Source organism: Methylobacterium sp. 77, from assembly GCF_000372825.1.
Lineage (GTDB): Bacteria > Pseudomonadota > Alphaproteobacteria > Rhizobiales > Beijerinckiaceae > Methylobacterium.
In genome coordinates this window covers 1639061-1660927 of record NZ_KB910516.1, presented here as the reverse complement: position 1 = coordinate 1660927, position 21867 = coordinate 1639061, and the positions used below count along the sequence as shown (strand labels likewise).

The window sequence follows — 21867 nt, the reverse complement described above, 5'->3', positions numbered from 1 at the left end:
CAAGTGTGGCGAGAGGGGCAGGCCATCATGATCGATGCCGAATGGTCTCAGATGATCGAGCCGATCCTGCACACGCCGATACTCGGAGCTTCCTTCCGCCTGCATCAGCTAAATCTGCCCCGGAAGGACGTCGGTGCCTCCGTGGACCTCGCCGGTCATTCCGTCGACGGCACCATCAAGGTCGTTCCGTTCATGGGCTCGACCGAGGATTGGGAACGGTTCGCTCAAGCATGCGACGCCTCGTTCTGGTGTGCCGGAGGCGGCATGCGCATGTGGCAGATGAAGCTGCATTCGCTCTTCCACCTGAGGCGCTTCGAGGTCTTCGCCGTCCGGCGCGGTGCCGGAGAGTGCAAGATCGGGCAATGTGCGGTCGGTATCGGTCCTCGGATCAAGGCGTTCTCGGACGGGCTTCATCTCCTGCCCGCCTTCGCGCCGCTCTGGCCCAAGGCGATGAAGGCCGTCCTCGATACGCTCGGGCCGGGCCGCTACGTCTACGGGTCGTTCTGGAGCACAGAAGAGCCGCGGGAACGCATGCTGGAAGCCATGACAGGCGTCGAGCTCGTCGCCTCCCGTCCGCTCGCGGTCGAAGCGGTCGACTTCGCGCGCTGGCCACAATGGGATGATTTCCTCAAGACCATCAGCAAGAACGTCCTGCGCAACGCCCGGAAGTCGAGCGTGACGGAGATGCCCGCCAGATCGGGGGCCGAAGCGGTCCTCTCCTTGCCAGTCGCGCTGGGCCTGCGCGGGACCATGTACAACCGGAAGTCGATCGCCTTCAGCCAGAGTTGGGCAGCCGCCGGCTACGTCCTGAGGTGTCTGATGCTGCACAGGCACGTCTCGACGACGATCGCCTACGGCGATCGGGCACCGCTGGCGACGGCCGGCACCGTCGCGTTCGGCCGGAACGTTTACTACCTCGACGGCGGTTCGCGTGAGGATTGCGCGGGGGCGGGATGGGCTCTCATCCTGCATCTGCTCAAGTCCCTACATGACGCGCAGCCGCGAGGACGCTTCCTGCTCGGATACACCGACCTCGCGGCCGGATTTTCCGAAAGCGAGTGGACGAGCCCAGTCCGCTACCGGCGGGACTGCCGGGCAACGGCGACAGAGACCAGTATCGTGGCCTTCGACGTCGGCGGCCGGAAGGCCGGCGGCGCGGCGATTCCGGAATTGCTGCTCCAGCGCACGATCCCATGCTGGACCGGTCCGTACACGCCTTCGAAATGCTGACGATCGCTTCGACGGAACGGGGCAACGGCCCAGGCGAGAGCATGGCCCCATCCTCGGAAACGCACCCGTGAACCTTCAACAGGGGAGGAGATGATGGAGCCGTCACACGCCGTCGCCAGGACGAAGAGTTTCCTGGGAGTCGAGATGGAGATTGGGCAGGACGTCCTCGTCCCCCGCGAAGAAACCGAGCTCCTCGGTCGTGCCGCCTGTGAGATTCTGCGGCAACGCGGCAACCGTGGGACCGTGGTCGACATGTGCTGCGGGGCCGGCAATCTCGCCTGCGCCTTGGCGACGGCCTTCCCGGAGACGAAAATCCTGGCGAGCGACCTCACGAGCGGGGCGGTCGCCGCCGCCTCGGCCAATGTGGTGCGCCTCGGTCTGACGAACCGGATCACGGTGCGGCAGGGAGACCTCTTCGCTGCGATCGCTCCCGACCTCGCAAAGGGCGAAGCCGACCTCATCGTCTGCAACCCGCCCTATATCTCGACGGGACGGCTCGCTGCGGAGAAGGCCTATCTGCTCGCGGCAGAACCGCGCGAGGCCTTCGATGGCGGCCCCTACGGTCTGTCCGTCCATCAGCGCGTCATCCAGGAAGGACTGAGCTTCCTGAAGCCGGATGGGTGGCTCGCCATGGAGTTCGGCGAGGGCCAGCACCTACAGATCGCGACTCTGTTCAGGCGTGCCCGAGGCTACGAGGCGCCGGATTTCCTCTGCGATGGGCACGCCATCCCCCGCGTCGTGCGCGCTAGGCGTAGAGCGGAGATGTCCTGAATCAGCTTGCCTGATCTGCAAGGAAACCCCGTGGGAGCCGTTTCGGGAAAGCCTTCCTGCGGTTCCCGACCGACGCCGCGCTTCCAGAGCGATGAGAAGCGACGTTGCATCAAATCTACGTCATCATAGAATCGTTCTATCCTCTTATACGTTTGGCCGACAGTTTATGCCGGCACGATACTCACAATGGACAATTGGCAAGTAGGCGACCAGCGGCGATCATTCTTAACAAGTCTGCGGAACTCACTTCGTCAGCAGTCTCAAGGAGCTGTCATGGACAAGGCCTCCCCCCCGCAGAAGATCGCGTCGCTGACATGCCAGGACCCGGACGATGCCGTCGCCAAGGCGCCGCGGCAGTCGAGGCATACAGAGAATGTTACGACCATCGGCAGCAGTGCCGACGCGCGAGACGGTGCGCTCTTCGAGGCGCGGATCGCCTGTCCCGTTTGCGGCTCGATCCATTCAGCGACACTGTTCACCGCAGGATACGAGGCGCCGCAGGTGCGCCGGCATGTCGAGAGCCATTACCGGAATCAGGGAACGGTCAATTGCGACATCCTGAAAGGATTCGACTACACGATCATGGAATGTCCGAACTGCGAACTGATCTACCAGAAGAATACGCCCTCGGACCGAATGCTGAGTGTCATCTACGACCAATTCATTGACCCCGATAAACTCAAGCGATTCGAGTTCGATCGGCTCACGGCCGACAATTTCCAGGACGTCTCACGCCGCCTGATCGACCTGCTTGCCATTCTCGGCAAGGAGCCGAAGGATGTCAGCCTGCTCGATTTCGGCTTCGGCTACGGGCGCTGGGCGCGGGTGGCGGTGGGAATGGGCATGAGCGTCTATGCCACCGAAATCTCGCCGGAGAAGATCGCCTTTGCGCGCTCCATCGGAGTGACAATTCTAACCGATGCGGAACTGAAGAACCGCCGCTTCGACATCGTCCATACCGAGCAGGTCTTCGAGCACCTGACCGACCCGGTCGCGGTCTTCGACATGCTGGCGGATTGTGTGGCGGAGGGCGGCCTGTTCAAGATCGCGGTGCCCCGCCAGGGCCGGATCCGCGACCTTTTGAGAAAGAACGGCTTCATCGACTGGTCACCGTTCGAGTTCGATTTTCAGCGGCGACGGCGCTTCAACGACTACAATACGATCCTTCCGCTCGAGCACGTGAACTCGTTCTCGAGAAAGTCGGTCGAGGTGCTCGCGTCACGGGCCGGAATGACCGTCACCGTGGGGCGCTTCGGGGGGCACCATATCGATGTCGACGTCGGATCCTATCGATCTTTCGGACGATCCTTGCGGCTCCTCGGCATCCGTCTGCTGAAAGACCTCTACGTCAATCTGGGGCCGGGACGTCGCGACAGCGGCTATTACATTCTCCGGAAAGAGGCGTGATCATCGGCCGGCGCCGTCGCGGATCTGACCGTGGTTCGTCACCGACAGCCGCGATGAACCAATCCGATCCATCATTGTTGAGTTAACGAAAGCGAGGGAGCAATCGCATGACTTCAACCTGGATGACGATCGAGGAACTGGCCTTGAACCGCCGCATCACGGTGGAAGAGGCTCTCCGGATCGTGAACGAAGCTCATTGTCCGAAGGTGTTCCGCGCGACGGCAACGCTCTATTTGGTCTGAGAGCTGTGACGGATCGGAGGGATTTTGGTAACTTTTTCTGCCCTTCATATCCGTCTCAGCTCCCAATCCGCTGACTCAAGACCGAAGGAATACGACGCGATGAAATCATTCCGGATTGCCGCTCTCACGGCGTTCGTAGCCTGTGCTGGCTTCGCCTCAGCATCCCAGGCTGCACCGATGTCGCTCGGCAACGTGGACGTCGCTCCGTCGAGCGCAGTGGAACATGTTCAATACGGTTATGGCTACGGCTACGGCCACAGCGCACGCTACCTTCACCGCAAAGCCGTTCGTCAGGACATCCGTCGGCAGCAGCGCCGTTACTATGACTCGCGCCGGCGCGCTTGGCGCTACGGCTACTGATCGGATGATCGGTCGGTAAGCGACCGGTTTGAATGAGAAAGCTTGGTTCCATAACATTGGAAACCGGGCTTTCTCTTTGGGTGGAGCGATCCATCCAAAAAGCTATCGCTGTATTCGCGGGATAGGGATCCCGATACCCGAAGAACCGCCACGCACTCGTCATTTCCGTCTATGACGAGCTCCTACTCGCGATTCTGCGATTTAGAGCTGAACAAGCAGCGAACGGCAGCCGACATCCAACACGGATCGGTGCTTTCTGAGAAGGCCACCCGCGGGGCCTATGGGCTGGACGGCGCTCTCTCAAGCCATTTCATGCCGAAGCGAGCGTCGGTCCCCGTGACCGCCTCCACGGAAGAAGGCGCGCATAGAGTTCAGAGCGGCTGACCGCTCCCTTGACGCAGGGGATCGCAGATCTTGGCCGACACCTTGTCGAGATGCTCACAGGCGTTCTTGAGGTACCACGCCCTCAGGTCCGGCTGAGTCGGTGCAACGAACATCGCGACGAGGACGAAACCCACGAAGCCAAGGACGATGAGCGTCAGGATATTCCGCATAAACTCACTCCAAAGAAGAGCGTTTTCTCCAAAAACAGGGTGCCCCTGTAGAAGACAACGCAAAGCGGCCAGCGAATCGTCTGAACGGACAATTCGACTGGCCGATCTAGTATTATGCCGTTTGAACGAGTCGACATGGGAAAGGCTGTTGAGACCTGCAACCCTAACGAGGCAGCCGCCCATCCGGTTCCTTCCCCGGAGCGTCCTAGGCGTCGGCTGGTTCGAACAGTGGAACGATGCGCATGCCGGGCACGAGCACGAGACCCTTATCGGTGATCCGGATTTCGGGAATGACCGACAGAGGGATCAGGTTGAACCCCATATAAGGAATCGTGCATCCTGCCCGCTCCCAAGCCTCTTTCAGAAGGCGCACCTCCTCGGCGACGATTCCAACGCGCTTGTCGGAGAGGAGTCCCGCGACGGGTAATGGAACCATGGCCGCGACCTGGCCGTCCTCGACGACGCAGACGCCGCCCTGAATTGCAGACAGGGTATCGAGCGCGACGCGCATGTCCTGCTCGTTCAGCCCGGCGACGATCACGTTGTGGGAATCATGGCCGACGCTGCTCGCCACCGCGCCTCGTTTCAACCCGAAGGCGCGCAACAATCCGTGTGCGACGTTACCGGCTCCACCGTGGCGCTCGATCACGGTGACGAAGCACATGTCGTTATCCTGAAGCGTCGTCTGCCAATCGGGCCCTGGATTCAGGGCGTACCGCTCGTGCGTCAGCTCGATTCCCGGAAGCGTGGTGCGGATGGCGTTGACGACGCAGGGGCCGCCGGGAAGCGCTGGGACAAGGGCCGGCAACGGCTGCGGCATATGCATCGTCGCGTAAGCAGGGGCCGGGTATCGGTAGGGACGCGAGAGCGCAGCATCGAGCAGCGGGGTGATCGCCCGGTTCTCGACGACGCAGCGGCCACCGTACCAGGTGGTCTGCGGGATGAAGTCGTCGTCGAGGAGCACCAGGTCCGCCCTCCGTCCACCACCAAAGCCGCCGATCTCGCCATCGAGCCCATAGCGGGTTGCCGGATGCAGCGAGCCCATCGACCATGCCTGTTCGCGCGGGATACCCATGCGGATGGCTTCGCGCACCACCCAGTCCAGTCCGTAGGCGAGAAGATCCTGCGCGTCCCGGTCATCGGTACAGACGCAGACCCGCTTGGCCGCAGCGCCGAGTTCGATGATCGTACCGATGGCCTTGGGCAGGCTGTGCCATGGAGTGGTCGGCGGCCCGCCGCGCAGGTAGATCCATAACCCCGCCTCGAGGAGATCGTCGGCGATGTCCCTGTCGATGGCCTCGTGGGTATCGGTAACACCACTCGCGGCATAGGCGGCGACGAAGCCGCGCCCGTAGATGTGGCCGGAGACCGGTCGCCCCCTCCGCAAGGCCGACTCGATGATGGCATGCGCCCTCTCATCGCCCTCGGCCACGGCGACGAAGTCCATCTTCTCACCCAGGCCGATCGCCTCCGGCCACGCATCGAACAGAGCCCCGATCTTCTCGGCCGTGAGATCACCGCCGGCGGTCTCCAGTTCCGGCGAGGTGGCCGGGACCGTGCTCGGAACGGTCAGATAGATGTTGAGTGGCGCTTGGCGCGCATCCTCCAGCATCCAGGCGATCCCGTCCGCGTCGAGGACGTTCCCGATCTCGTGGCTGTCGCAGACGATGGTCGTCGTTCCGTTCAAGAGCGCCGCCTCGGCATAGGCGCAGGCCGTCACCATGCTGCTCTCGATGTGGAGGTGCGGATCCACCAATCCGGGGGCAAGAATGCCGCCCCCTGCATCGTAGCGGGGGGCAGATCCTTTATAGGCGCCAGCCTGCTTCACGGCGGCGATGCGCCCTCCGGCGATCCAGACCTCGCGGTCGGGCTGCATACGCTCGGAATATGTAGACAGGATACGCGCACCGGTGATGACGAGGTCCGGCTCCGTCCGTCCACCGGCAACGCCCGCGAGATGCCGGGTCATCCGGCTCAGGGGCGCGACGGAAAAACGTGTCAGCGGCGTCTGATCGGTCATCGTCTGTCCGGCTCCTCGCGTCGATCGGTGACGCCGCCATGGCGGACCGATCCGTCGAACGGCGCGCACGCATCATGCCACAGGCAGCCATGCCCCGCGCGACCGGATGCCGGCGCGAAGCGGGTTGCCAACCTCTTGCGCCGGGACCATGTAGCGCTGCGAGTCCGGTCGGGACCTCACCGATCGATCGGTGATGGCCACGATGTCAGAGTGCCGACGGGACCAAGGGGTCGAACGCCGGACATTCCGCTTCCCAGGCTTGCGACCTTAGATTTTCCAGATTTCCTTGATCGAGCATCCGTCATGGCCAAGCGCACCAAGTCGAAACCGCAGGAGCGGGGCTCCGTCCTGTTCGACGTCGTCTACGAAGACGAGTCCCGCGCATCGAACCGTCGGGTTCCCATGGAAATCCTCGGAGGTCTCGATGGCGACGAGCCGGCCCGGCAGTTGATCGAAGAGCAGGATCGCGCCATCGCCGAGAAGTCGGGTCGTCCTTCCCGCGCGATCCGCAGTCTCAGCCGCTCTCCGGCGCGCGTGACCAGCAGCGATTCCGACGACTGACCCTCACGCCTTCTTGAGGAATTGCGTCTTCAGGACGAGTCCCTTCACCTTGTCGGCGTTGCACTCGATCTCGTCCGGGTCGTCGGTGATACGGATGTTCTTGACCAGGGTCCCGCGCTTCAAAGTGGTGGAGGTGCCCTTCACCTTGAGATCCTTCACCAGCGTCACCGAATCTCCATCGACGAGCTTCGTGCCGTTGGCGTCCTTCGTGTCGGCCATGGCTCAGGCCCCGGCATCGGTGACGGGGGGCATGTAGGGCTGGCCGGCATTGGTCAGTGCCCGATCCACCGCCTCGATCGCGAGCAGGATGCGCATGAAATCCTCGGCGGCGGAGGCGGCTGCGAGTTCGCTCGATCCGATCCGTTTGGCCAACGCACTGCGCTGCCGCGACAGGCTGGCGCGGGCGCGGTTGAGGTCGGCAATCTCGTCGGGCGTCATGGCAGGGTCTCCGTACCGATCGACCGTCGTTGCGGCCTCGGGTGCGGATCGATGCAGCCTTTGCACCTGGGATGCAATGGCACGCCGTCCGGTGCGGGACGACGACGTTACGATCCGCTAACCGGGATCGAGGAAGGTTGTGGGCGACGCGTTGAGAATTTCTCGACGCTGTGACCCGCGCCATGGTTCCAAAGCAAGGCGGGCGGAAACCAAAAAAGCAGCTTGGTCAAATGTTTGGACGCCGTGTCTGGAGATCGACGTCCGAAGGCAAGCCCGTCGCTGGACGATTACTGACACAGCGGCTCCATCTTGCCGCCACGGACCGTGCTATCTAGGGTTTCGCAGCTGCGAGGGCTGCCATGACCATTGTCTCTGATTATACGGCGTTAATTTCCGGAAGCGATCTCTGGGGCGGAACGACCGCCAAGAAGCCGATCTTCATCACCTATTCGTTCGATACCAAGCCGTCCGACTATGTCTCGGAGGGCGGTGAATCGTCCGCCTTCATCAATTCGTTCGCCGCCTTCACGGCAGCGGAACGCCGGTCGGCCCTCGAGGCACTGGGGCAATGGGACGATGCGAGTGGAATTCGCTTTCTCGAAGTGCCGGCCGGGCAGGGCGAGATCCGGTTCGGGAATTACGACTTTTCCCTGAGCCGTTCGGCCGGCGCCGCGGGCTATGCCTACTATCCCGGGATGTCCATCGGCGAGACCTACGTCTATCAATCCAAAATCGGCAGCGATGTGTTCATCGATAAATCGGTGATGCAATACTCGACCGACGACATGCAGCACGTCATGATTCACGAGATCGGGCATGCGATCGGCCTGAAGCACTCGTTCGACGGAAGCGTCGTCCTCGATCCCAAGCTGGACAACACCAGCTATACGGTGATGAGCTATACCGGTTACGCCCCGGATCTCGGCCCGTTGGATATTGCAGCGGCGCGAGCGTTGTACGGGACCGACGGAAGCGACGGCAAGCAGGTGGCGAGCTGGGACTGGAACGTTCGCACCCATACCCTGACACAGACCGGCGGCAGCGGCGCCGACACCATCCGCGGCGTGACGACGGCGGATGTGATGCACGGCATGGCCGGCAAAGACATCCTTCTCGGGGGAGACGGCAACGACACGATGGACGGCGGATCGAGCAACGACACGCTCTTCGGCGGCGACGGCAACGATACGCTCATTGGCGGCACCGGAGACGATCGGCTGGACGGCGGCAACGGCTTCGGTTCGACGACGGACGGCAAGGATACGGTCGATTACAGCGCCGTGGTCTCCGCGGTGACGGTGAACCTGTCCGGCATCGGTGACTACAGCAACGGTGTCTACGCGCAATATTTCGCCAAAGGCGTCGATATCGGCCGCGATACCTTGATCAGCATCGAGAACATCACCGGTGGGAAAGGCGCGGACACCCTGGTCGGAAGCGGCGTCTCGAACGTCCTGAGGGGTGGCGCCGGCCAGGATGCGATTTCAGGCGAAGCGGGCAACGACCTGATCTATGGCGGCGCCGGATCGGATGTCCTGTCGGGTGGGAGCGGTGGCGATCGGTTCTACTTCGATACCAAGATCGGTCGCACCAACGTCGACACGCTCACCGACTTCAAGGTCCGTCTCGACACGATCGTCCTCGACGACGACATCTTCACCGCCCTCAACGACGGCACTCTGTCGGCGTCGGAATTCCGCATCGGTACCGGGGCTCGAGACAGCTCGGACCACATGATCTACGATGTGGCGAGCGGACTACTCTCCTACGATGCAGACGGATCCGGCGCAGGCGCCCAGGTCGCGTTCGCGCACCTCAAGGCCAACCTCGCGCTGACCTACACCGACTTCCTCGTCGTCGCCTGATCACGCCTCGGCGGGCTCACAGTTCCGCCGAGCGACCCGACAATTCCGCTCGTAATTGCCGGGCAGCATCGGTGAGAGCCGCGTCGCGGCGGCGGCGCGGGCGAGGCACGTCGATGGCCATCTCGGCCGCGACCCGCCCGGGGCTGCCGGCGAGCACCACGACACGATCTGCCAGCGTCACGGCCTCGTCGATGTCGTGGGTGACGAACAGGATGGTCTTGCCCGTCGTCGCCTGGATGCGCTGCAGCTCGTCCTGCAGGCCTTCGCGGGTGAAGCTGTCGAGCGCTGAGAACGGCTCGTCCATGAGGAGCACGTCCGGGTCGACGGCCAGCGCACGCGCGATGGCGACGCGCTGGCGCTGGCCGCCGGAGAGCTGGTGCGGCCAGCGATGGCCGAGGTCGCCGAGACCGACGAGGGCGAGCATCTCCTGCGCCTTGGCGAGGCGTTCGGGCTTCGACAGTCCGCTTCCCTCGAGGCCGAAGGCGACGTTGGCGACGACGCGGCGCCAGGGGAGCAGGCGCGCGTCCTGGAACACCAGCGCCATCGGTGTGCGGCAGCCCTCGCGCGTGGCGAGGCGGACCGTACCGCCGCTGGGCGCCGCGAGGCCGATGAGGACACGCAGGACCGTGGATTTGCCGACGCCGGATTCGCCGACGATGACCACGAACTCCCCGCGCGCGATGGAGAGGTCGAGCTCCGACAGGATGACGTTGCGGAGGCCGTCGCGCTCGTAGGCGAGGCTGAGGCCGCGGATGTCGATGATCGGGTCCATCACGCGCGCCACCGCAGGAGCCAGCCCTGGAGGGCGACGAAGCCGGTGTCGAACAGGCCGTAGAGGCCGGCCATGGTGAGCATGTAGACGACCACGATGTCGGTGGAGAGGAGGCTGGAGGCCTGCATCATCCGCGCGCCGACGCCCGGCACGCCGAAGATCTCGGCGGCCACCACCGCCATCCAGGCCTGGCCGAGCGCCGTGCGCAGGCCGACGAGGATGCCGGGGGTCGCGGCCGGCAGCAGGATCTTGGTGAGGCGCGCGAGGGGCGAGCGGAAGCCGAAGGCCTGGGCGACCTCGACGAGGTCGCGGTCGACCCCGCGCACCGCCCCCTGGGTCGCGAAGAACACGATCCAGAACACGCCGATGGCGATGATGAACACGGCGGCCGAGGGCTGGACCCCGAACCAGATGATGGCGAAGGGCACCCAGGCGAGGCCGGGGATCGGGCGCAGCAGGCGCACGATCCAGGCGGTCAGCGCCTCGAAGCCGCGGAACATGCCGACGACGACCCCGAGGGCGATGCCAGCGCCGGCGCCGACGGCGAGACCGACGAGGTAGTGGCTCAGGCTCGACCACACCGCCTCGCCCCAGACGCCGAGGCGGAGCTCGTTGAGGAAGGCGGCGGGAATCGTGCTCGGCGGCGGCAGGAAGGCCGGGTTGATCAGCCCGAGCCGGGGCATCGCCTCCCAGAACAGCAGGAAGGCGGCGAGTCCGAGAGCCGCGAGGGCGGTGGCGCGAAGGGATGCCATCCGATCAGCGCGCGATCGCCTTCTCGTAGTAGCGCGCGTCGAACAGCCCATCGAGGGGCACGTCCTTCTCGAGCGCGCCGATGGAGACCTGATAGGCCTGCATCGCCCGGGTGGCGGCGACGATGGCGCGCGGATCGACGGTGAACTTCGCCGCCGGCGAGGTGATCGCCTTCTGCATGGTGGCGGCGTCGACGATGCCCTTGCCGAGGGCGGCGACCACGTGCGGGGCGGCCCTGGCCGGGTCGGTCTTCAGCATGTCGTTGGCGAGGATGAGCGAGCGCACCAGCGCTTCCACGGCGCCGGGGTTCCTGTCGGCATAGGCGCCGTAGACGGCGACCACCGTGCCCGGCTGGTCGGGGAACATCTCGGCCCCGGTGGCGATCAGCGTGATCGCCGGGTTGCGGCCCTGGACGATGGTGAGGGCCGGCTCGCGGATCGAGGCGCCGTCGACGGCGCCGGCGAGCATCGCCTGCTGCGTGGCGTCGATGCCCATCGGCACCACATCGGCATTGGCCTTGTCGGCCTTGGCCACCTGCCAGAGCCAGTATTGCAGGGTGGTGTTGGGCACGGAGCCGAGGGGCTGCGTGGCGAGCCGCGCGGCGCGGCCTTCCTTGGCCTTGAACTGGGCGAAGGCCTCGGCCTTGCTCGCGCCGCCGGCGAAATAGGGGGCGAGCTTCGGGCCGGCGACGAACACCATCTCCTCCACCGCGGTCGCGGCGATGACGCGGACGTCGATGTTCTTGCTCCGCGCCACGGCGAGCGGGGCGATCCCGGCGACGTAGACGTCGATCGTGCCCGAGGCGAGGGCCTGGATCATGTTCGGGCCGGATTCGAAGGTGGTGAAGGCGGGGGCGAGGCCCGCCTCCTTGAGCCAGCCTTCGCCGCTGGCGACGAAGATCGGCGAGGCGCCGATGACCGGGATGACACCGATCCGCATGGGGATCGGCGCCGTCTGGGCAGAGGCGGGAGCCGCGATCAACCATCCGGCGAGGGAAGCCAGGAGCGTCGCGATGACGGGGAGGGCAGGGCGCATCGGGAAATCCGGATTCCGGGGCGGGACGGGCCGGCTCGCGAGGAGCCGTCGCCCGGCCATGCCACAGCCGCCGGATTCCGCAAACACCCGAGGGCCCAAGATCGGCCCCGCCGGCCCAATCGGGAAGCGACTTCTCCGGCCACGCTTCGAGACGGAGCCTTTCTTCGCCGGCAGGGTGCGGCAAACCGGAACGGCACCGGCCCTATTCTGTTAAGACAGGAACTCGGCCGCCCGTCTCGGTGGCCGGTCAACGACAGGGACCATACGCCATGAGCTTTCTCGGCAGCATCGTCAGCAAGATCCTCCACCCGTTCGGTGGCGGAAGCACCAGCGCGGATGCCGCTCCGGCGGACACCTCCACCGGCTCGACCGGCTCCAGCGCCCCCGCCTCCACCGGGTCGGCCGCCCCGTCCGGCGAGCCCGTCGACGTGGAAGCCGTGCTGAACGGCATGGCCGCGAAGAACTCGCAGACCCTCAACTGGCGGACCTCCATCGTCGACCTGATGAAGCTCCTCGACATCGATTCGAGCCTCAGCGCCCGTAAATCGCTGGCCGACGAGCTGCACTATACCGGCGACAAGGAAGACTCGGCCACGATGAACGTCTGGCTGCACAAGCAGGTCATCAAGAAGCTCGAAGAGAACGGCGGCAAGGTGCCGGCCGATCTGAAGGATTGATCGCCGCTTGAACCCTCCCCCCAATGCGGGGGAGGGTGGTCGCGGAGCGACCGGGAGAGGGGACGACGCTTTACGGATACGGCGTTCCCCTCATCCGACCTGGCTCGCGGGCCATCGTCCCCCGCGGAGGGGAGACGGACACTTGCACCACCGGCTCTCCAAACACCTTCACCCCCGCGCGCGACAGCGCCGGGGGCATGGCCCAAGAACCTCGACCCAAGACAAGCCTTGAGAAGGGGGACGCGGGACGCCGCGGAACCCATTGAGCGCTGTAGTTTGATTGCCGGTTCCCCGGCGTCCCATCGGGCTCCGGCGTGACCGCCGGGGTCCTTTTCACGTCGCGGTGTCTCCAACGGCCTCGCGTTGCGTCGCGCTCTGGTGCTGGTCGTTCTTCACGCCCACCCGGCTGTTCGAACGGACTTTGCCCCGCACGCCCTCTCGTATTGGAGGGGTCGCAATCTTCGTCATGGCAGCCCAGACCTGGGTCGCTGCCGGGCCATTTACTCCCGGCTCTCACGCCCCGCTCCGAGCCCCCAGCCTATCGAACCGCCGCCCGGGGCGATGGTGACCGACACCACCGACGCGGGCACCGCCCCACCACCCCTCCGGCCCACCCGGTCGGTCACCGGACAGGCCCCCTTCGCTGGGTGGCAGGTGTGGGTATATAGGCATGAAATAGGAATTTTGTCAAGACAATTTTTTAGTTCGACAGAAGCGCTGTTGACGTGTGGGTAACAGGAGTTAATCATGGATGGTGACACTGGATCATGCCGATCGACATTCTGCTCGCGTGTTCATTAATAGTCTGACTTTGCTAGAAAAAGCGCCACCTATATTGTGACGACTCTTGCATTCGATCGTCCTGTAACCCGTCGATTCTACAAAAGTAAAATTATTACCGCTCGGTGAAATTAAAGTAATAAAACAAATAACCATTGAAATTGAGAGAGGCAAATGAAACTAATTTCACATTTTACCAATTTTCTAAGAGATACGGTGAATCTTAATCAGACGCGAATTGATGATTTAGACAGTAGCGTTGAAGCTATTAAAAAGTTTGTCCGAGAGTCCAATTGGGAACCAAGAGTTTGGAAATTTATCGAGCAGGGATCTTGGGCACATAATACCATCATCCGGCCAGTCGAAGGCGGCGAATTTGATGCCGACCTACTAGTTATTGTCGAGCCTATCGACGGCTGGAACCCCAGTGATTACATCGATTCACTAGGAAGAATATTCATTTCAAGCGGAAGATATGTCGATAAAGTTCAAATTTTTGATTATTGTATCACTATTACGTACGCTGGATATCGCAAAATCGATATCGCGCCTTGCGTGCGCGGACGATTACTCGATGGCCAACTGGAAGTTTGCAACAAACGAGAAGACACATTCGAACGCAGCGAACCATTACAATATACAGAATGGTTTAATACAAAAAATACCTATTCTGGATCAAATACTTTTAGAAAAGTCACCAGACTTATAAAATATCTACGTGATATTGAGGGTGGTTTTGAATGCCCATCGATTATACTTACGACATTAATCGGCGAAAGAATAAACTGGAATGATGATGGTTCTGCTAATTTTGTTGACGTGCCCACTACGCTAAAAACCATTATTGGCAGGCTGGATGATTGGCTCCAGCTTCATCAGATTAAACCATCAATATATAATCCTCATCTACGCTCCGAGGATTTTGCAAAAGATTTTACACAAAATTCTTACTCAAAATTCCGAAACACAATTCATCAAATGCGTTCAAAGATCGATTATGCTTATGATATAGAAGGAAAATATGCAAGCATTACGGCTTGGCGCGACATTTTCGGACAAAATTTTGCGAAGGGCCATAGTATTGTTGCTATTGCAAGCGTTAACGAACAGCTTGGTTTCGACAAATCCGAAGACACCTTTTTAACTGACGTTGCAAAGCCAAATGCAGATCATGATAGCACGATAGTTGATCTAGTGCGAACTTACGGTCGTTGGCTCTGGAAACCTAAGTTTGATCGTCCAAAACATATGAGCGCACCCATTTGGGCGCGAGCAGATATTGTATCCGACCGTGTCGAAGTAATTGCCAGCTGGCAGCCAAGTCGACATTCTCCAGTATCAACAAAGATCCGTGATTTTGATGAACTTTCAAATACAGGAGGCATATGGTTTGACGTTTTAGTCAACAACGGAGCATCTCTTCCGCCTGAGCATAGAGTACGATACCGGGTAACAAACACCGGTGCGGTAGCGATTGCACTAAAAAAAGGTCGAGGCGGCTTTGAAACACCGCAAGAATTTTCAAGACGCTGGGAGAACCTAGAGTATCGAGGAATACATCTTGTCGAAGCGTTCATAATACGTGATAGGGACGATAAAATCGTTGGTCAAAGCATGCCATTTCATGTTGTGATTCAATAGCAGCCTTGCAAATATTGAGGTGCCAAATTATGATATCCGAAATCGGTTCTAAACAGAATACCTCGATAAACTTGAAGCTTCTGAAAGCACGACAATGGCGATGGCTAGTCGCGTCGTATTGGCAATGCGCACAACTTGCGCTTGTCATTATTGCACCCCTTTGCGTTCTGGGCGTAGCGCTATTACTACCAAGCCTCAAGCCAACGGTGTCGTTTTTGGCTGTTGTTCTAGCTCTTCTGGATGTTGCATGGATCGATAGAAAATATCGTCAAGCATTGAAAAGCGCAGCACGCGCGAGCGAGCTTTTTGATACCGAGTTATTAAATCTTCCTTGGAATAGCCTAGCGGCGGGCGCTAGACCAAAACCTGAAGAAACTGATCGAGCAGCACGCAATTGGGACAAAAAATTTGGGGTTTCCAACGAAAAGGGGATTCGCGATTGGTATTCCCCCGCTGTAGACCGGGCTTCTTGGGAACTAGCGAGAGCAATATGCCAACGAACGAATTTATCCTATGACAATAGCCTTCGCAACTTATATATAAATGCCCTCACAATAATTGCGTCAATAGTCATAGTTGCATTGATATCTGTAGGGATGCTCAGCGAGCAAACTTTCGGAGATTTTATTACAGCAGGCTGGGTTCTTGCTGCACCATTTGCAATATGGGCGATACGCGAGCGGTTTCGCCAAGCTGATGCCATCGACGCGAACAATCCTATACTTATTGAAGCAGAAAAACTAATCGAGAGCATTATAAACACAGGATGCTCTGAGAAAGAATGTCAGACCAAATCACGCGAACTTCAAAATGCTATTTTTAACAGAAGATCATCTACAGTATTATTATTCCCAGGGATTTATAAATTTAGCAGACCCGATGCTGAACGCGATATGCATGCCAGCGCTGATTATTGGCTGAATAAAGCAGGTTGCTAGACTTTACTCACCGTCCCGTCCGCACCCGCGTCCAACTCCGCGTGACAAACCGTTGCGTCCGGTCATCCCAAGCCTGGTTGGTGAACAGCCGCTGCATCGTCGCGTCGTCCGGGTAGATGCCCGGGTTCGAGAGGATGTCGGGCTTCACCAGGGGTTTGGCGGCGAGGTTGCCGTTGGCATAAGCGACGAAGTTGGTGTTGGCCGCCGCCACTTCGGGGCGCATCATGTAGTCGATGAAGATGTGGGCTTCCTCCGGGTGGGGGGCGTCCTTCGGGATGGCGAGGGCGTCGAACCACATCAGCGCGCCTTCCTTCGGGATGAAATAGGCGATCTCGACGCCGTTCTTCGATTCGTCGGCGCGTTTCTTGGCCTGCATCACGTCGCCGGAATAGCCGACCGCGAGGCAGAGGTCGCCGTTGGCGAGCCCGTTGATGTATTCCGAGGAGTGGAACTTCCGCACCGAGCCGCGCACCTTGAACAGCGCGTCGGTGACCTGGGAGATGTCGTCCCAGCGCTTGGTGTCGGGCTTGAAGCCGTAGGCCGGGAGCATGCTCGGGATCAGGTCCTCGGGGCTGTCGAGCATCATCACCCCGCAATCCTTCAGCTTGGCCATCAGGCCGGGATTGAGCACCAGGGTCCAGGTGTTGAGCGGCTGATTGGGGCCGAGGCGCTCGCGCACCGCCTTGAGGTTCACGCCGATGCCGGTGGTGCCCCACATGTAATCCACGGCGTAGGCGTTGCCGGGATCGTAGACCGAAAGCCGCTGGGCGATCTCGGGCCAGGCGTGTTTCAGGTTCGGGATCTTGGCCTTGTCGAGTGGCCGGAACACGCCCGCCTTGATCAGCCGCTGCAGGAACGGGCCGGTGGGCACCACGAGATCGTAGCCGGACTGGCCGGCCAGCAGCTTGGTCTCCAGGATCTCGTTGTTGTCGTAGGTGTCGTAGACGACCTTGATGCCGGTCTCGCGGGTGAAGGCCTCCAGCGATTTCGGATCGATGTAATCCGACCAGTTGTAGATGTTGACGACCCGCTCCCCCGCCTGCGCCTGCGCCTGCGCCGAATGGACGAGGGCGAAGGCCAGGAACAGCGACCCGGCGACGCTGAGCGCCAGCGCGATCAGCAGGACGACGAACACGACACGGCGCATCGGCTGGCTCTCTTGTCTCGGGATCGGGGTCGGGAGCGGGATCAGGCGGCGAGCTTGGCCGCGACGACGACGATCTCGACGAGGTATTCCGGCCCCGCGAGCTTGGCTTCCACCGTGGCGCGGGTGGGCGGGTGCTCCTTCGAGACCCAGGCATCCCAGGCGGCGTTCATCTCGGCGAAGGTCGCCATGTCGGCGAGGTAGATCGTGGCCGAGATCAGCCGGGTCTTGTCGCTGCCGGCCAGTGCCAGCAGCCGGTCGATCGCCCCGAGCACCTCCTGCGTCTGCGCGGTGACGCCGGCGCCGACGGTCGTCCCCGCCACCTGGCCGGCGAGGTAGACCATGTCGCCATGGCTGACGGCCTGGCTCATGCGGGCGCCGGATTCGAAGCGGGTGATGGTCATGGAACGCTCTTCAGGGTGGCGCCGCACGGGCGCGGATCGTCGGGGCAAGCGTTGTGCCGCGCGAGGCGCCCGCGCGTAAAGGGGCAGGGGCGCGGCCCCGCGCGAGATTGCGACACAATCGCCGCCCCTGCGCGCAACCCATCCCGCGATGCGGCGTTGCATGAGCACAAACGGTCAAGTCCGGGCGCGACAATCCCGGCCACCGCGTTTCGAGGATCAGCTTATGGGTATCATCTGGACCATCATCATCGGTTTCCTGGCCGGTGTCGTCGCCAAGTTCATCATGCCGGGGAACAATGAGCCCGCGGGCTTCATCCTCACCGCCATCCTCGGCATCGTCGGCGCCTTCGTCGCCACCTTCCTCGGTCAGGCGCTCGGCTGGTACGGTCCGAACCAGGGCGCGGGCTTCATCGGCGCGGTCGTCGGCGCCATCGTCGTGCTCGCGATCTACGGCTTCGTCGCCGGCCGCCGCACCACCACCCTCTGAACGACGACAGGCGCGGACCCCGGGGTCCGCGCCTTCTCCGTCGATCCTGCACTGCGAAAAGGGGCGCCCCGTGGGAGCGCCCCTTCTTCGTTTGCGTGTCAGGCGATCCCGCCGCTGCGCTTGACCGGGCAATGGCCGGTGGCGCCGCGGATGGCGAGGCCGGCGCCGACGATGAGGGCGGCGAGACTCAGCCACTTGTTCGGGCGCGGCTGCGCGGCGGCGGCGGCGATGCCGAGGCCGAGCGCCACGGAGACCGCCCGCTCGGTGGTGGTCATGTTGGTCTCGCCCTCGAAGATGCTCGGGATCATCGGATCGGCCATGGTGTTCTGAGACTCCTGATGTTGCGTCGCGGGGCGAACGCGGCGTGAGGATGGGTGTTCCGCCTCGGGCCGGCACAATCGGGCGCCCGCTTTCGCGCGTCCGGCCGCTGGGCGGGGAGCGCGAAGTCCGTATACCGTGCCCCGACGATCCATGTCGTGCCGCTCCGGGAGAGACACCATGCCGAGCCACAGAATCGCAGTCATCGCCGGGGACGGCATCGGCAAGGAGGTCGTGCCGGAAGGGATGCGCGTCCTCGAAGCCGCGGGCAGGAAATTCGGCATCGACTTCCGATGGGACGAGCTGCCCTGGAGCTGCGACCACTATCTCGCGCATGGCCGCATGATGCCCGAGGATGGCCTCGCCCGGATCCGCCACCATGACGGGATCTTCCTCGGCGCGGTGGGCTACCCGACCGTGCCGGACCACGTCTCCCTGTGGGGATTGCTCATCGCGATCCGGCGCGGCTTCCAGCAATACGCCAACATCCGGCCGGTGCGGCTGATGCCGGGCATCACCTCGCCGCTGCGCGACCGCGCGCCGGGCGACATCGATTTCATCGTCGTGCGCGAGAACAGCGAGGGCGAATACTCCGCCATCGGCGGCATCAGCTTCGAGGATACCGACGACGAGGTCGTCATGCAGACCAGCGTGTTCAGCCGGCGCGGTGTCGACCGGATCATGCGCTACGCCTTCGAACTGGCCCGCTCGCGCCCGCGCAAGCAGGTCAGTTCGGCGACGAAATCCAACGGCATGTCGATCTCGATGCCCTATTGGGACAAGCGCTTCCAGCTCATGGCCGAGCAGTATCCGGACGTGACCCCGAGCCAGTTCCACATCGACATCCTGTCCGCGCATTTCGTGCGCAACCCGGACCGGTTCGACGTGGTCGTCGCCTCGAACCTGTTCGGCGATATCCTGTCCGATCTCGGCCCCGCCTGCACCGGCACCATCGCCATCGCGCCCTCGGCCAACCTCAACCCCGAACGGGACTTCCCCTCGATGTTCGAGCCGGTCCACGGTTCGGCGCCGGACATCCACGGCCGCAACATCGCCAACCCCATCGGCCAGATCTGGTCGGGGGCGATGATGCTCGACCATCTCGGCCACGGACAGGCCTCGGAGGCGATCGTGCGGGCCATCGAGACCGTGCTGACCGACGGACCGCGCACCCCCGATATCGGCGGAACGGCCACCACCCAGGAACTGGGCCGGGCCATCGCCGAGGCGATCTAAGGGTCAACGTCTGATGGATTGTACGCGCACCCCGGGTCCGCATTCGATCCATTGCGGACCCTCGGAATGTCGGTCTCCGGGAAACTCGGCTGACTGTCGCCTGCGACCGGGTTGGGTGGGTTTGCGACGGTCCGCTTTCGCGAGGCGGAACCTTGGAAACGGACATCCGCTGAGGCGGTGGATGTTGAGGCGCCAGTTTCAAACCATGGATGCCCGGCTTAAAGCCCTCTCCGGCTCAACGTTTCCTGCTAGCGAAACCGCATCAATTCGCAACCGCCGTCACATCGCCGACGCGCTCGCTCATCACTTTTGAGACGGCCCTCGATGGACTACGCGACATAGGGCGAGTCGCACGAAATCGTCATGATCGCCGCCGCGCTCGCGCGCGAAATGGTGACCCTTTTCGCTACCGAATGACATTGGCCAAGGGCGATCGCGATGTGGGCCCGTCGCATTACAGAAGCCGCAATGTCCGCGCGCCGGCTTGGGCGACCAAGTCCAGTTTCAAATCGGGTTGGATGCGTTATCGTGCCGCCCACGCACTCGGCGGAACGGCCCGCCCTGCATCACTGGAGCTGGTCCACCGATGTTGGACGAATACGGCTTTCTCCGCGGCGCTGAGTGGGACGACGAGGCGCTGCCCGCTCTTTATCACTTCGTCTATTGCAGCCGTGCCGCCGAGGGCGTCGATGACGCGGAGGTCGGGCGTATCGTCGAGTCGGCCCAGCGCCACAACCTAGCGCGCGGCATAACCGGCGTGTTGGTTTTCGGCAGCGGTATCTTTTTCCAGTGGATTGAAGGACCGGCCACGCAGATGCAAAATCTCATCGCGAGCTTGCACGGTGATTCACGCCATTACGATATTGTAACGCTGAGCCAAAGCGAGGAAGAGCGAGAGCGTCTCTATCCGGATTGGGACATGGAGAAGGTCGAAGCCGACGATATACGCGTCGTACTACAGGACGCCCTCGAAAGCACTGAAGACAAAGACAATATCGCGGCACTGACGCGAATTCTTCAGCAACTCGACTCGGGACCCATCAATTCACTTGGTCGAAAATAGTCCGAGCAGCGACCAGTAGGCCCAGGAAAGCTATTCACCTGCGTCGCGTCGATGATTATCATCGTCGCGAACGTGGCGAAAACATATGATGTCCTCTCCAGCTCCGCTTTCGGATCAGACACAATCCTGAGCCGGAATTTTTTTGCAAGCTCCTTTACATTCTTCAGGAGCGGCGCTTTGATGTGTCGAAGAGGTGTACGGCAGCGACCGACAAGCGCCCCCTGCAAAAGAAAGAGAGTTCAGGGGAGCGGACCATGTCAAACCTCGCTTCGTCCACCTTTGTGTGGACCGACCCGTCGGCACGTCATGCCGGATGGGTGTCGGAGGTTCGGCTTGAATACGCGCGCAAACGCACGGCCGAGGACAGCCGCCAGCGCGCCCTCGCTCTCAGCCGCATTGTCGAAACAGACATCATCCCTCGTTTGAAGCTGCTTCACCCGCAACTCGCCCCTTCGGCAAGCGCTCCGCTTGCCAAACCAGATGCGCAGCAAGTCGAAGCCTTCACGCAGCTCCTCCTCGGTTCGGACCTTTCCGCAGCGTCGGACGCCGTCAGAGATCATTTAGCCAAGGGTTACTCTGCAGAGAATATGTTCCTCGAACTTCTAGCGCCTGCCGCTTCCTTACTTGGACGCTTATGGGAGGAAGATCTCTGCGACTTCATCGAGGTGACTGTGGGCGTCGCTCGCCTTCGGCTGCTCCTCTCGCAATACAGATCCGAACCAAAGGTTTCATCCCAAGAGGAGCACCGCGCTGCACTTCTAATGGGAGCGCCGGGCGAGCTGCATACGTTTGGCGTCGCCGTCGTTGAGCAATTCCTACAAGCCGCAGGATGGCAGGTCGCGAGCGGCTTGGCTTCCAGCCCAAGCCAGATCTCAGACCTCGTGAGTTCCACGTGGTTCGATGTCGTCGGACTAACGCTCAGCTGCGAGACTCGCCTGGATGGTCTGAGGGCCTCGATCCAAGCGATCCGCGACGTATCACGGAACCGTTCTGTAGGCATTATGGTGGGCGGCCCCGTCTTCCTCGACAAGCCCGAACTCGTCGAGCATGTCGGAGCGGACGCATCTGCTGTCGATGCACCGACAGCTGTCCTGCTGGCTCAGAGACTGCTCGACATCAGTTTCGCCACCGGACTTAGCCCTGACATTAAAGATAAAGCCTAAGCGTGACCCCA

Annotated in this window: 24 protein-coding genes; 14 read left to right on the top strand and 10 right to left on the bottom strand. The window is 61.9% G+C overall.

What is annotated here, in order from left to right; genetic code table 11:
• Nucleotides 1–27: 27 nt before the first annotated feature.
• The 5 genes from A3OK_RS0107865 (at nt 28) to A3OK_RS0107845 (ending at nt 4010) form a co-directional block, all read left to right on the top strand.
• The gene (locus A3OK_RS0107865; RefSeq protein ID WP_019904397.1) at nt 28–1230 is read left to right on the top strand and encodes a hypothetical protein; all 1203 of its coding nucleotides are present in this window, start codon (nt 28–30) and stop codon (nt 1228–1230) included.
• Between the two features lie 90 nt (nt 1231–1320).
• Complete coding sequence (locus A3OK_RS22520; RefSeq protein WP_019904396.1) at nt 1321–2001, top strand: class I SAM-dependent methyltransferase; 681 nt, start codon at nt 1321–1323, stop codon at nt 1999–2001.
• A 273-nt stretch (nt 2002–2274) separates the two neighbouring features.
• Nucleotides 2275–3408 carry a class I SAM-dependent methyltransferase gene (locus tag A3OK_RS0107855; RefSeq protein WP_019904395.1) on the top strand — a complete coding sequence of 378 codons (1134 nt, stop codon included), beginning with the start codon at nt 2275–2277 and terminating at the stop codon, nt 3406–3408.
• Nucleotides 3409–3515: 107 nt separating this feature from the next.
• Nucleotides 3516–3650, top strand: coding sequence for a hypothetical protein (locus A3OK_RS24715; protein WP_280791120.1), 135 nt, complete (start codon nt 3516–3518; stop codon nt 3648–3650).
• A 99-nt stretch (nt 3651–3749) separates the two neighbouring features.
• Complete coding sequence (locus A3OK_RS0107845; RefSeq protein ID WP_026597040.1) at nt 3750–4010, top strand: hypothetical protein; 261 nt, start codon at nt 3750–3752, stop codon at nt 4008–4010.
• Nucleotides 4011–4381: 371 nt separating this feature from the next.
• Here the strand turns inward: A3OK_RS0107845 and A3OK_RS0107840 are convergent, their stop codons facing one another.
• Nucleotides 4382–4564 (bottom strand): hypothetical protein, encoded by a 183-nt coding sequence (locus A3OK_RS0107840; RefSeq protein WP_019904393.1) that lies wholly within the window; start codon nt 4562–4564, stop codon nt 4382–4384.
• Between the two features lie 205 nt (nt 4565–4769).
• Complete coding sequence (locus A3OK_RS0107835) at nt 4770–6584, bottom strand: adenine deaminase C-terminal domain-containing protein (RefSeq protein WP_019904392.1); 1815 nt, start codon at nt 6582–6584, stop codon at nt 4770–4772.
• Between the two features lie 303 nt (nt 6585–6887).
• Between A3OK_RS0107835 and A3OK_RS0107830 the strand changes: the two genes are divergently transcribed.
• Nucleotides 6888–7145, top strand: a complete 258-nt coding sequence (locus A3OK_RS0107830) for a hypothetical protein (RefSeq protein ID WP_019904391.1) — start codon at nt 6888–6890, stop codon at nt 7143–7145.
• Between the two features lie 3 nt (nt 7146–7148).
• Here A3OK_RS0107830 and A3OK_RS0107825 read toward each other — a convergent pair whose 3' ends face one another.
• Entirely contained in the window at nt 7149–7364 is a 216-nt protein-coding gene (locus A3OK_RS0107825; protein ID WP_019904390.1) for an alkylphosphonate utilization protein, read from the bottom strand.
• Nucleotides 7365–7367: 3 nt separating this feature from the next.
• On the bottom strand, nt 7368–7583 hold the full coding sequence (locus A3OK_RS0107820; RefSeq protein ID WP_019904389.1) for a hypothetical protein: 216 nt from the start codon (nt 7581–7583) through the stop codon (nt 7368–7370).
• A gap of 359 nt (nt 7584–7942) precedes the next feature.
• On the opposite strand from A3OK_RS0107820, the gene A3OK_RS23275 reads away from it, so the two are divergent.
• Complete coding sequence (locus tag A3OK_RS23275; protein ID WP_019904388.1) at nt 7943–9448, top strand: M57 family metalloprotease; 1506 nt, start codon at nt 7943–7945, stop codon at nt 9446–9448.
• Nucleotides 9449–9464: 16 nt separating this feature from the next.
• Here A3OK_RS23275 and A3OK_RS0107810 read toward each other — a convergent pair whose 3' ends face one another.
• From A3OK_RS0107810 to A3OK_RS0107800, 3 genes are read right to left on the bottom strand one after another with little or no spacing between them, the layout of a single operon-like run.
• Nucleotides 9465–10220 carry an ABC transporter ATP-binding protein gene (locus tag A3OK_RS0107810; protein ID WP_036302685.1) on the bottom strand — a complete coding sequence of 252 codons (756 nt, stop codon included), beginning with the start codon at nt 10218–10220 and terminating at the stop codon, nt 9465–9467.
• On the bottom strand, nt 10220–10972 hold the full coding sequence (locus A3OK_RS0107805) for an ABC transporter permease (protein ID WP_019904386.1): 753 nt from the start codon (nt 10970–10972) through the stop codon (nt 10220–10222). Before A3OK_RS0107805 ends, A3OK_RS0107810 begins: the two co-directional genes overlap by 1 nt.
• Before the next feature lie 4 nt (nt 10973–10976).
• Nucleotides 10977–12005 (bottom strand): ABC transporter substrate-binding protein, encoded by a 1029-nt coding sequence (locus A3OK_RS0107800; protein ID WP_026597039.1) that lies wholly within the window; start codon nt 12003–12005, stop codon nt 10977–10979.
• Nucleotides 12006–12274: 269 nt separating this feature from the next.
• Between A3OK_RS0107800 and A3OK_RS0107795 the strand changes: the two genes are divergently transcribed.
• From A3OK_RS0107795 to A3OK_RS23945, 3 genes are all read left to right on the top strand, one after another.
• Nucleotides 12275–12682 carry a DUF3597 domain-containing protein gene (locus tag A3OK_RS0107795; protein WP_019904384.1) on the top strand — a complete coding sequence of 136 codons (408 nt, stop codon included), beginning with the start codon at nt 12275–12277 and terminating at the stop codon, nt 12680–12682.
• Between the two features lie 954 nt (nt 12683–13636).
• Complete coding sequence (locus A3OK_RS23530) at nt 13637–15103, top strand: nucleotidyltransferase (RefSeq protein ID WP_081631166.1); 1467 nt, start codon at nt 13637–13639, stop codon at nt 15101–15103.
• A 29-nt stretch (nt 15104–15132) separates the two neighbouring features.
• A complete protein-coding gene (locus tag A3OK_RS23945) occupies nt 15133–16041 on the top strand; it encodes an S-4TM family putative pore-forming effector (RefSeq protein ID WP_280791119.1) in 909 nt (302 codons plus the stop codon).
• A gap of 7 nt (nt 16042–16048) precedes the next feature.
• Here the strand turns inward: A3OK_RS23945 and A3OK_RS0107790 are convergent, their stop codons facing one another.
• Nucleotides 16049–17188 carry a polyamine ABC transporter substrate-binding protein gene (locus A3OK_RS0107790; protein ID WP_019904383.1) on the bottom strand — a complete coding sequence of 380 codons (1140 nt, stop codon included), beginning with the start codon at nt 17186–17188 and terminating at the stop codon, nt 16049–16051.
• Nucleotides 17189–17229: 41 nt separating this feature from the next.
• Nucleotides 17230–17589 carry a RidA family protein gene (locus tag A3OK_RS0107785; RefSeq protein ID WP_019904382.1) on the bottom strand — a complete coding sequence of 120 codons (360 nt, stop codon included), beginning with the start codon at nt 17587–17589 and terminating at the stop codon, nt 17230–17232.
• Nucleotides 17590–17812: 223 nt separating this feature from the next.
• On the opposite strand from A3OK_RS0107785, the gene A3OK_RS0107780 reads away from it, so the two are divergent.
• Nucleotides 17813–18076, top strand: a complete 264-nt coding sequence (locus A3OK_RS0107780; protein WP_019904381.1) for a GlsB/YeaQ/YmgE family stress response membrane protein — start codon at nt 17813–17815, stop codon at nt 18074–18076.
• A gap of 98 nt (nt 18077–18174) precedes the next feature.
• Here A3OK_RS0107780 and A3OK_RS0107775 read toward each other — a convergent pair whose 3' ends face one another.
• On the bottom strand, nt 18175–18396 hold the full coding sequence (locus A3OK_RS0107775; protein WP_019904380.1) for a DUF2892 domain-containing protein: 222 nt from the start codon (nt 18394–18396) through the stop codon (nt 18175–18177).
• 178 nt (nt 18397–18574) lie between these two features.
• Between A3OK_RS0107775 and A3OK_RS0107770 the strand changes: the two genes are divergently transcribed.
• The 3 genes from A3OK_RS0107770 (at nt 18575) to A3OK_RS0107760 (ending at nt 21856) form a co-directional block, all read left to right on the top strand.
• Nucleotides 18575–19630, top strand: coding sequence for a tartrate dehydrogenase (locus A3OK_RS0107770; RefSeq protein ID WP_019904379.1), 1056 nt, complete (start codon nt 18575–18577; stop codon nt 19628–19630).
• 586 nt (nt 19631–20216) lie between these two features.
• Entirely contained in the window at nt 20217–20693 is a 477-nt protein-coding gene (locus tag A3OK_RS0107765; protein WP_019904378.1) for a BLUF domain-containing protein, read from the top strand.
• Between the two features lie 254 nt (nt 20694–20947).
• Nucleotides 20948–21856: a cobalamin-dependent protein gene (locus tag A3OK_RS0107760; protein WP_081631165.1), complete on the top strand. Its 909-nt coding sequence runs from the start codon at nt 20948–20950 to the stop codon at nt 21854–21856.
• Nucleotides 21857–21867: the final 11 nt, after the last annotated feature.

Bases quoted from the DNA above. Each gene is read 5' to 3' on its own strand.
- A3OK_RS24715 (WP_280791120.1), top strand. From the start codon at position 3,516: ATGACTTCAACCTGGATGACGATCGAGGAACTGGCCTTGAACCGCCGC.
- A3OK_RS0107795 (WP_019904384.1), top strand. From the start codon at position 12,275: ATGAGCTTTCTCGGCAGCATCGTCAGCAAGATCCTCCACCCGTTCGGT.
- A3OK_RS23530 (WP_081631166.1), top strand. From the start codon at position 13,637: ATGAAACTAATTTCACATTTTACCAATTTTCTAAGAGATACGGTGAAT.
- A3OK_RS22520 (WP_019904396.1), top strand. From the start codon at position 1,321: ATGATGGAGCCGTCACACGCCGTCGCCAGGACGAAGAGTTTCCTGGGA.
- A3OK_RS0107840 (WP_019904393.1), bottom strand. From the start codon at position 4,564: ATGCGGAATATCCTGACGCTCATCGTCCTTGGCTTCGTGGGTTTCGTC.
- A3OK_RS0107760 (WP_081631165.1), top strand. From the start codon at position 20,948: ATGTCAAACCTCGCTTCGTCCACCTTTGTGTGGACCGACCCGTCGGCA.
- A3OK_RS0107825 (WP_019904390.1), bottom strand. From the start codon at position 7,364: ATGGCCGACACGAAGGACGCCAACGGCACGAAGCTCGTCGATGGAGAT.
- A3OK_RS0107805 (WP_019904386.1), bottom strand. From the start codon at position 10,972: ATGGCATCCCTTCGCGCCACCGCCCTCGCGGCTCTCGGACTCGCCGCC.
- A3OK_RS0107835 (WP_019904392.1), bottom strand. From the start codon at position 6,584: ATGACCGATCAGACGCCGCTGACACGTTTTTCCGTCGCGCCCCTGAGC.
- A3OK_RS0107820 (WP_019904389.1), bottom strand. From the start codon at position 7,583: ATGACGCCCGACGAGATTGCCGACCTCAACCGCGCCCGCGCCAGCCTG.
- A3OK_RS0107800 (WP_026597039.1), bottom strand. From the start codon at position 12,005: ATGCGCCCTGCCCTCCCCGTCATCGCGACGCTCCTGGCTTCCCTCGCC.
- A3OK_RS0107785 (WP_019904382.1), bottom strand. From the start codon at position 17,589: ATGACCATCACCCGCTTCGAATCCGGCGCCCGCATGAGCCAGGCCGTC.
- A3OK_RS23945 (WP_280791119.1), top strand. From the start codon at position 15,133: ATGATATCCGAAATCGGTTCTAAACAGAATACCTCGATAAACTTGAAG.
- A3OK_RS0107780 (WP_019904381.1), top strand. From the start codon at position 17,813: ATGGGTATCATCTGGACCATCATCATCGGTTTCCTGGCCGGTGTCGTC.
- A3OK_RS0107790 (WP_019904383.1), bottom strand. From the start codon at position 17,188: ATGCGCCGTGTCGTGTTCGTCGTCCTGCTGATCGCGCTGGCGCTCAGC.
- A3OK_RS0107830 (WP_019904391.1), top strand. From the start codon at position 6,888: ATGGCCAAGCGCACCAAGTCGAAACCGCAGGAGCGGGGCTCCGTCCTG.
- A3OK_RS0107845 (WP_026597040.1), top strand. From the start codon at position 3,750: ATGAAATCATTCCGGATTGCCGCTCTCACGGCGTTCGTAGCCTGTGCT.
- A3OK_RS0107770 (WP_019904379.1), top strand. From the start codon at position 18,575: ATGCCGAGCCACAGAATCGCAGTCATCGCCGGGGACGGCATCGGCAAG.
- A3OK_RS23275 (WP_019904388.1), top strand. From the start codon at position 7,943: ATGACCATTGTCTCTGATTATACGGCGTTAATTTCCGGAAGCGATCTC.
- A3OK_RS0107855 (WP_019904395.1), top strand. From the start codon at position 2,275: ATGGACAAGGCCTCCCCCCCGCAGAAGATCGCGTCGCTGACATGCCAG.
- A3OK_RS0107775 (WP_019904380.1), bottom strand. From the start codon at position 18,396: ATGGCCGATCCGATGATCCCGAGCATCTTCGAGGGCGAGACCAACATG.
- A3OK_RS0107865 (WP_019904397.1), top strand. From the start codon at position 28: ATGATCGATGCCGAATGGTCTCAGATGATCGAGCCGATCCTGCACACG.
- A3OK_RS0107810 (WP_036302685.1), bottom strand. From the start codon at position 10,220: ATGGACCCGATCATCGACATCCGCGGCCTCAGCCTCGCCTACGAGCGC.
- A3OK_RS0107765 (WP_019904378.1), top strand. From the start codon at position 20,217: ATGTTGGACGAATACGGCTTTCTCCGCGGCGCTGAGTGGGACGACGAG.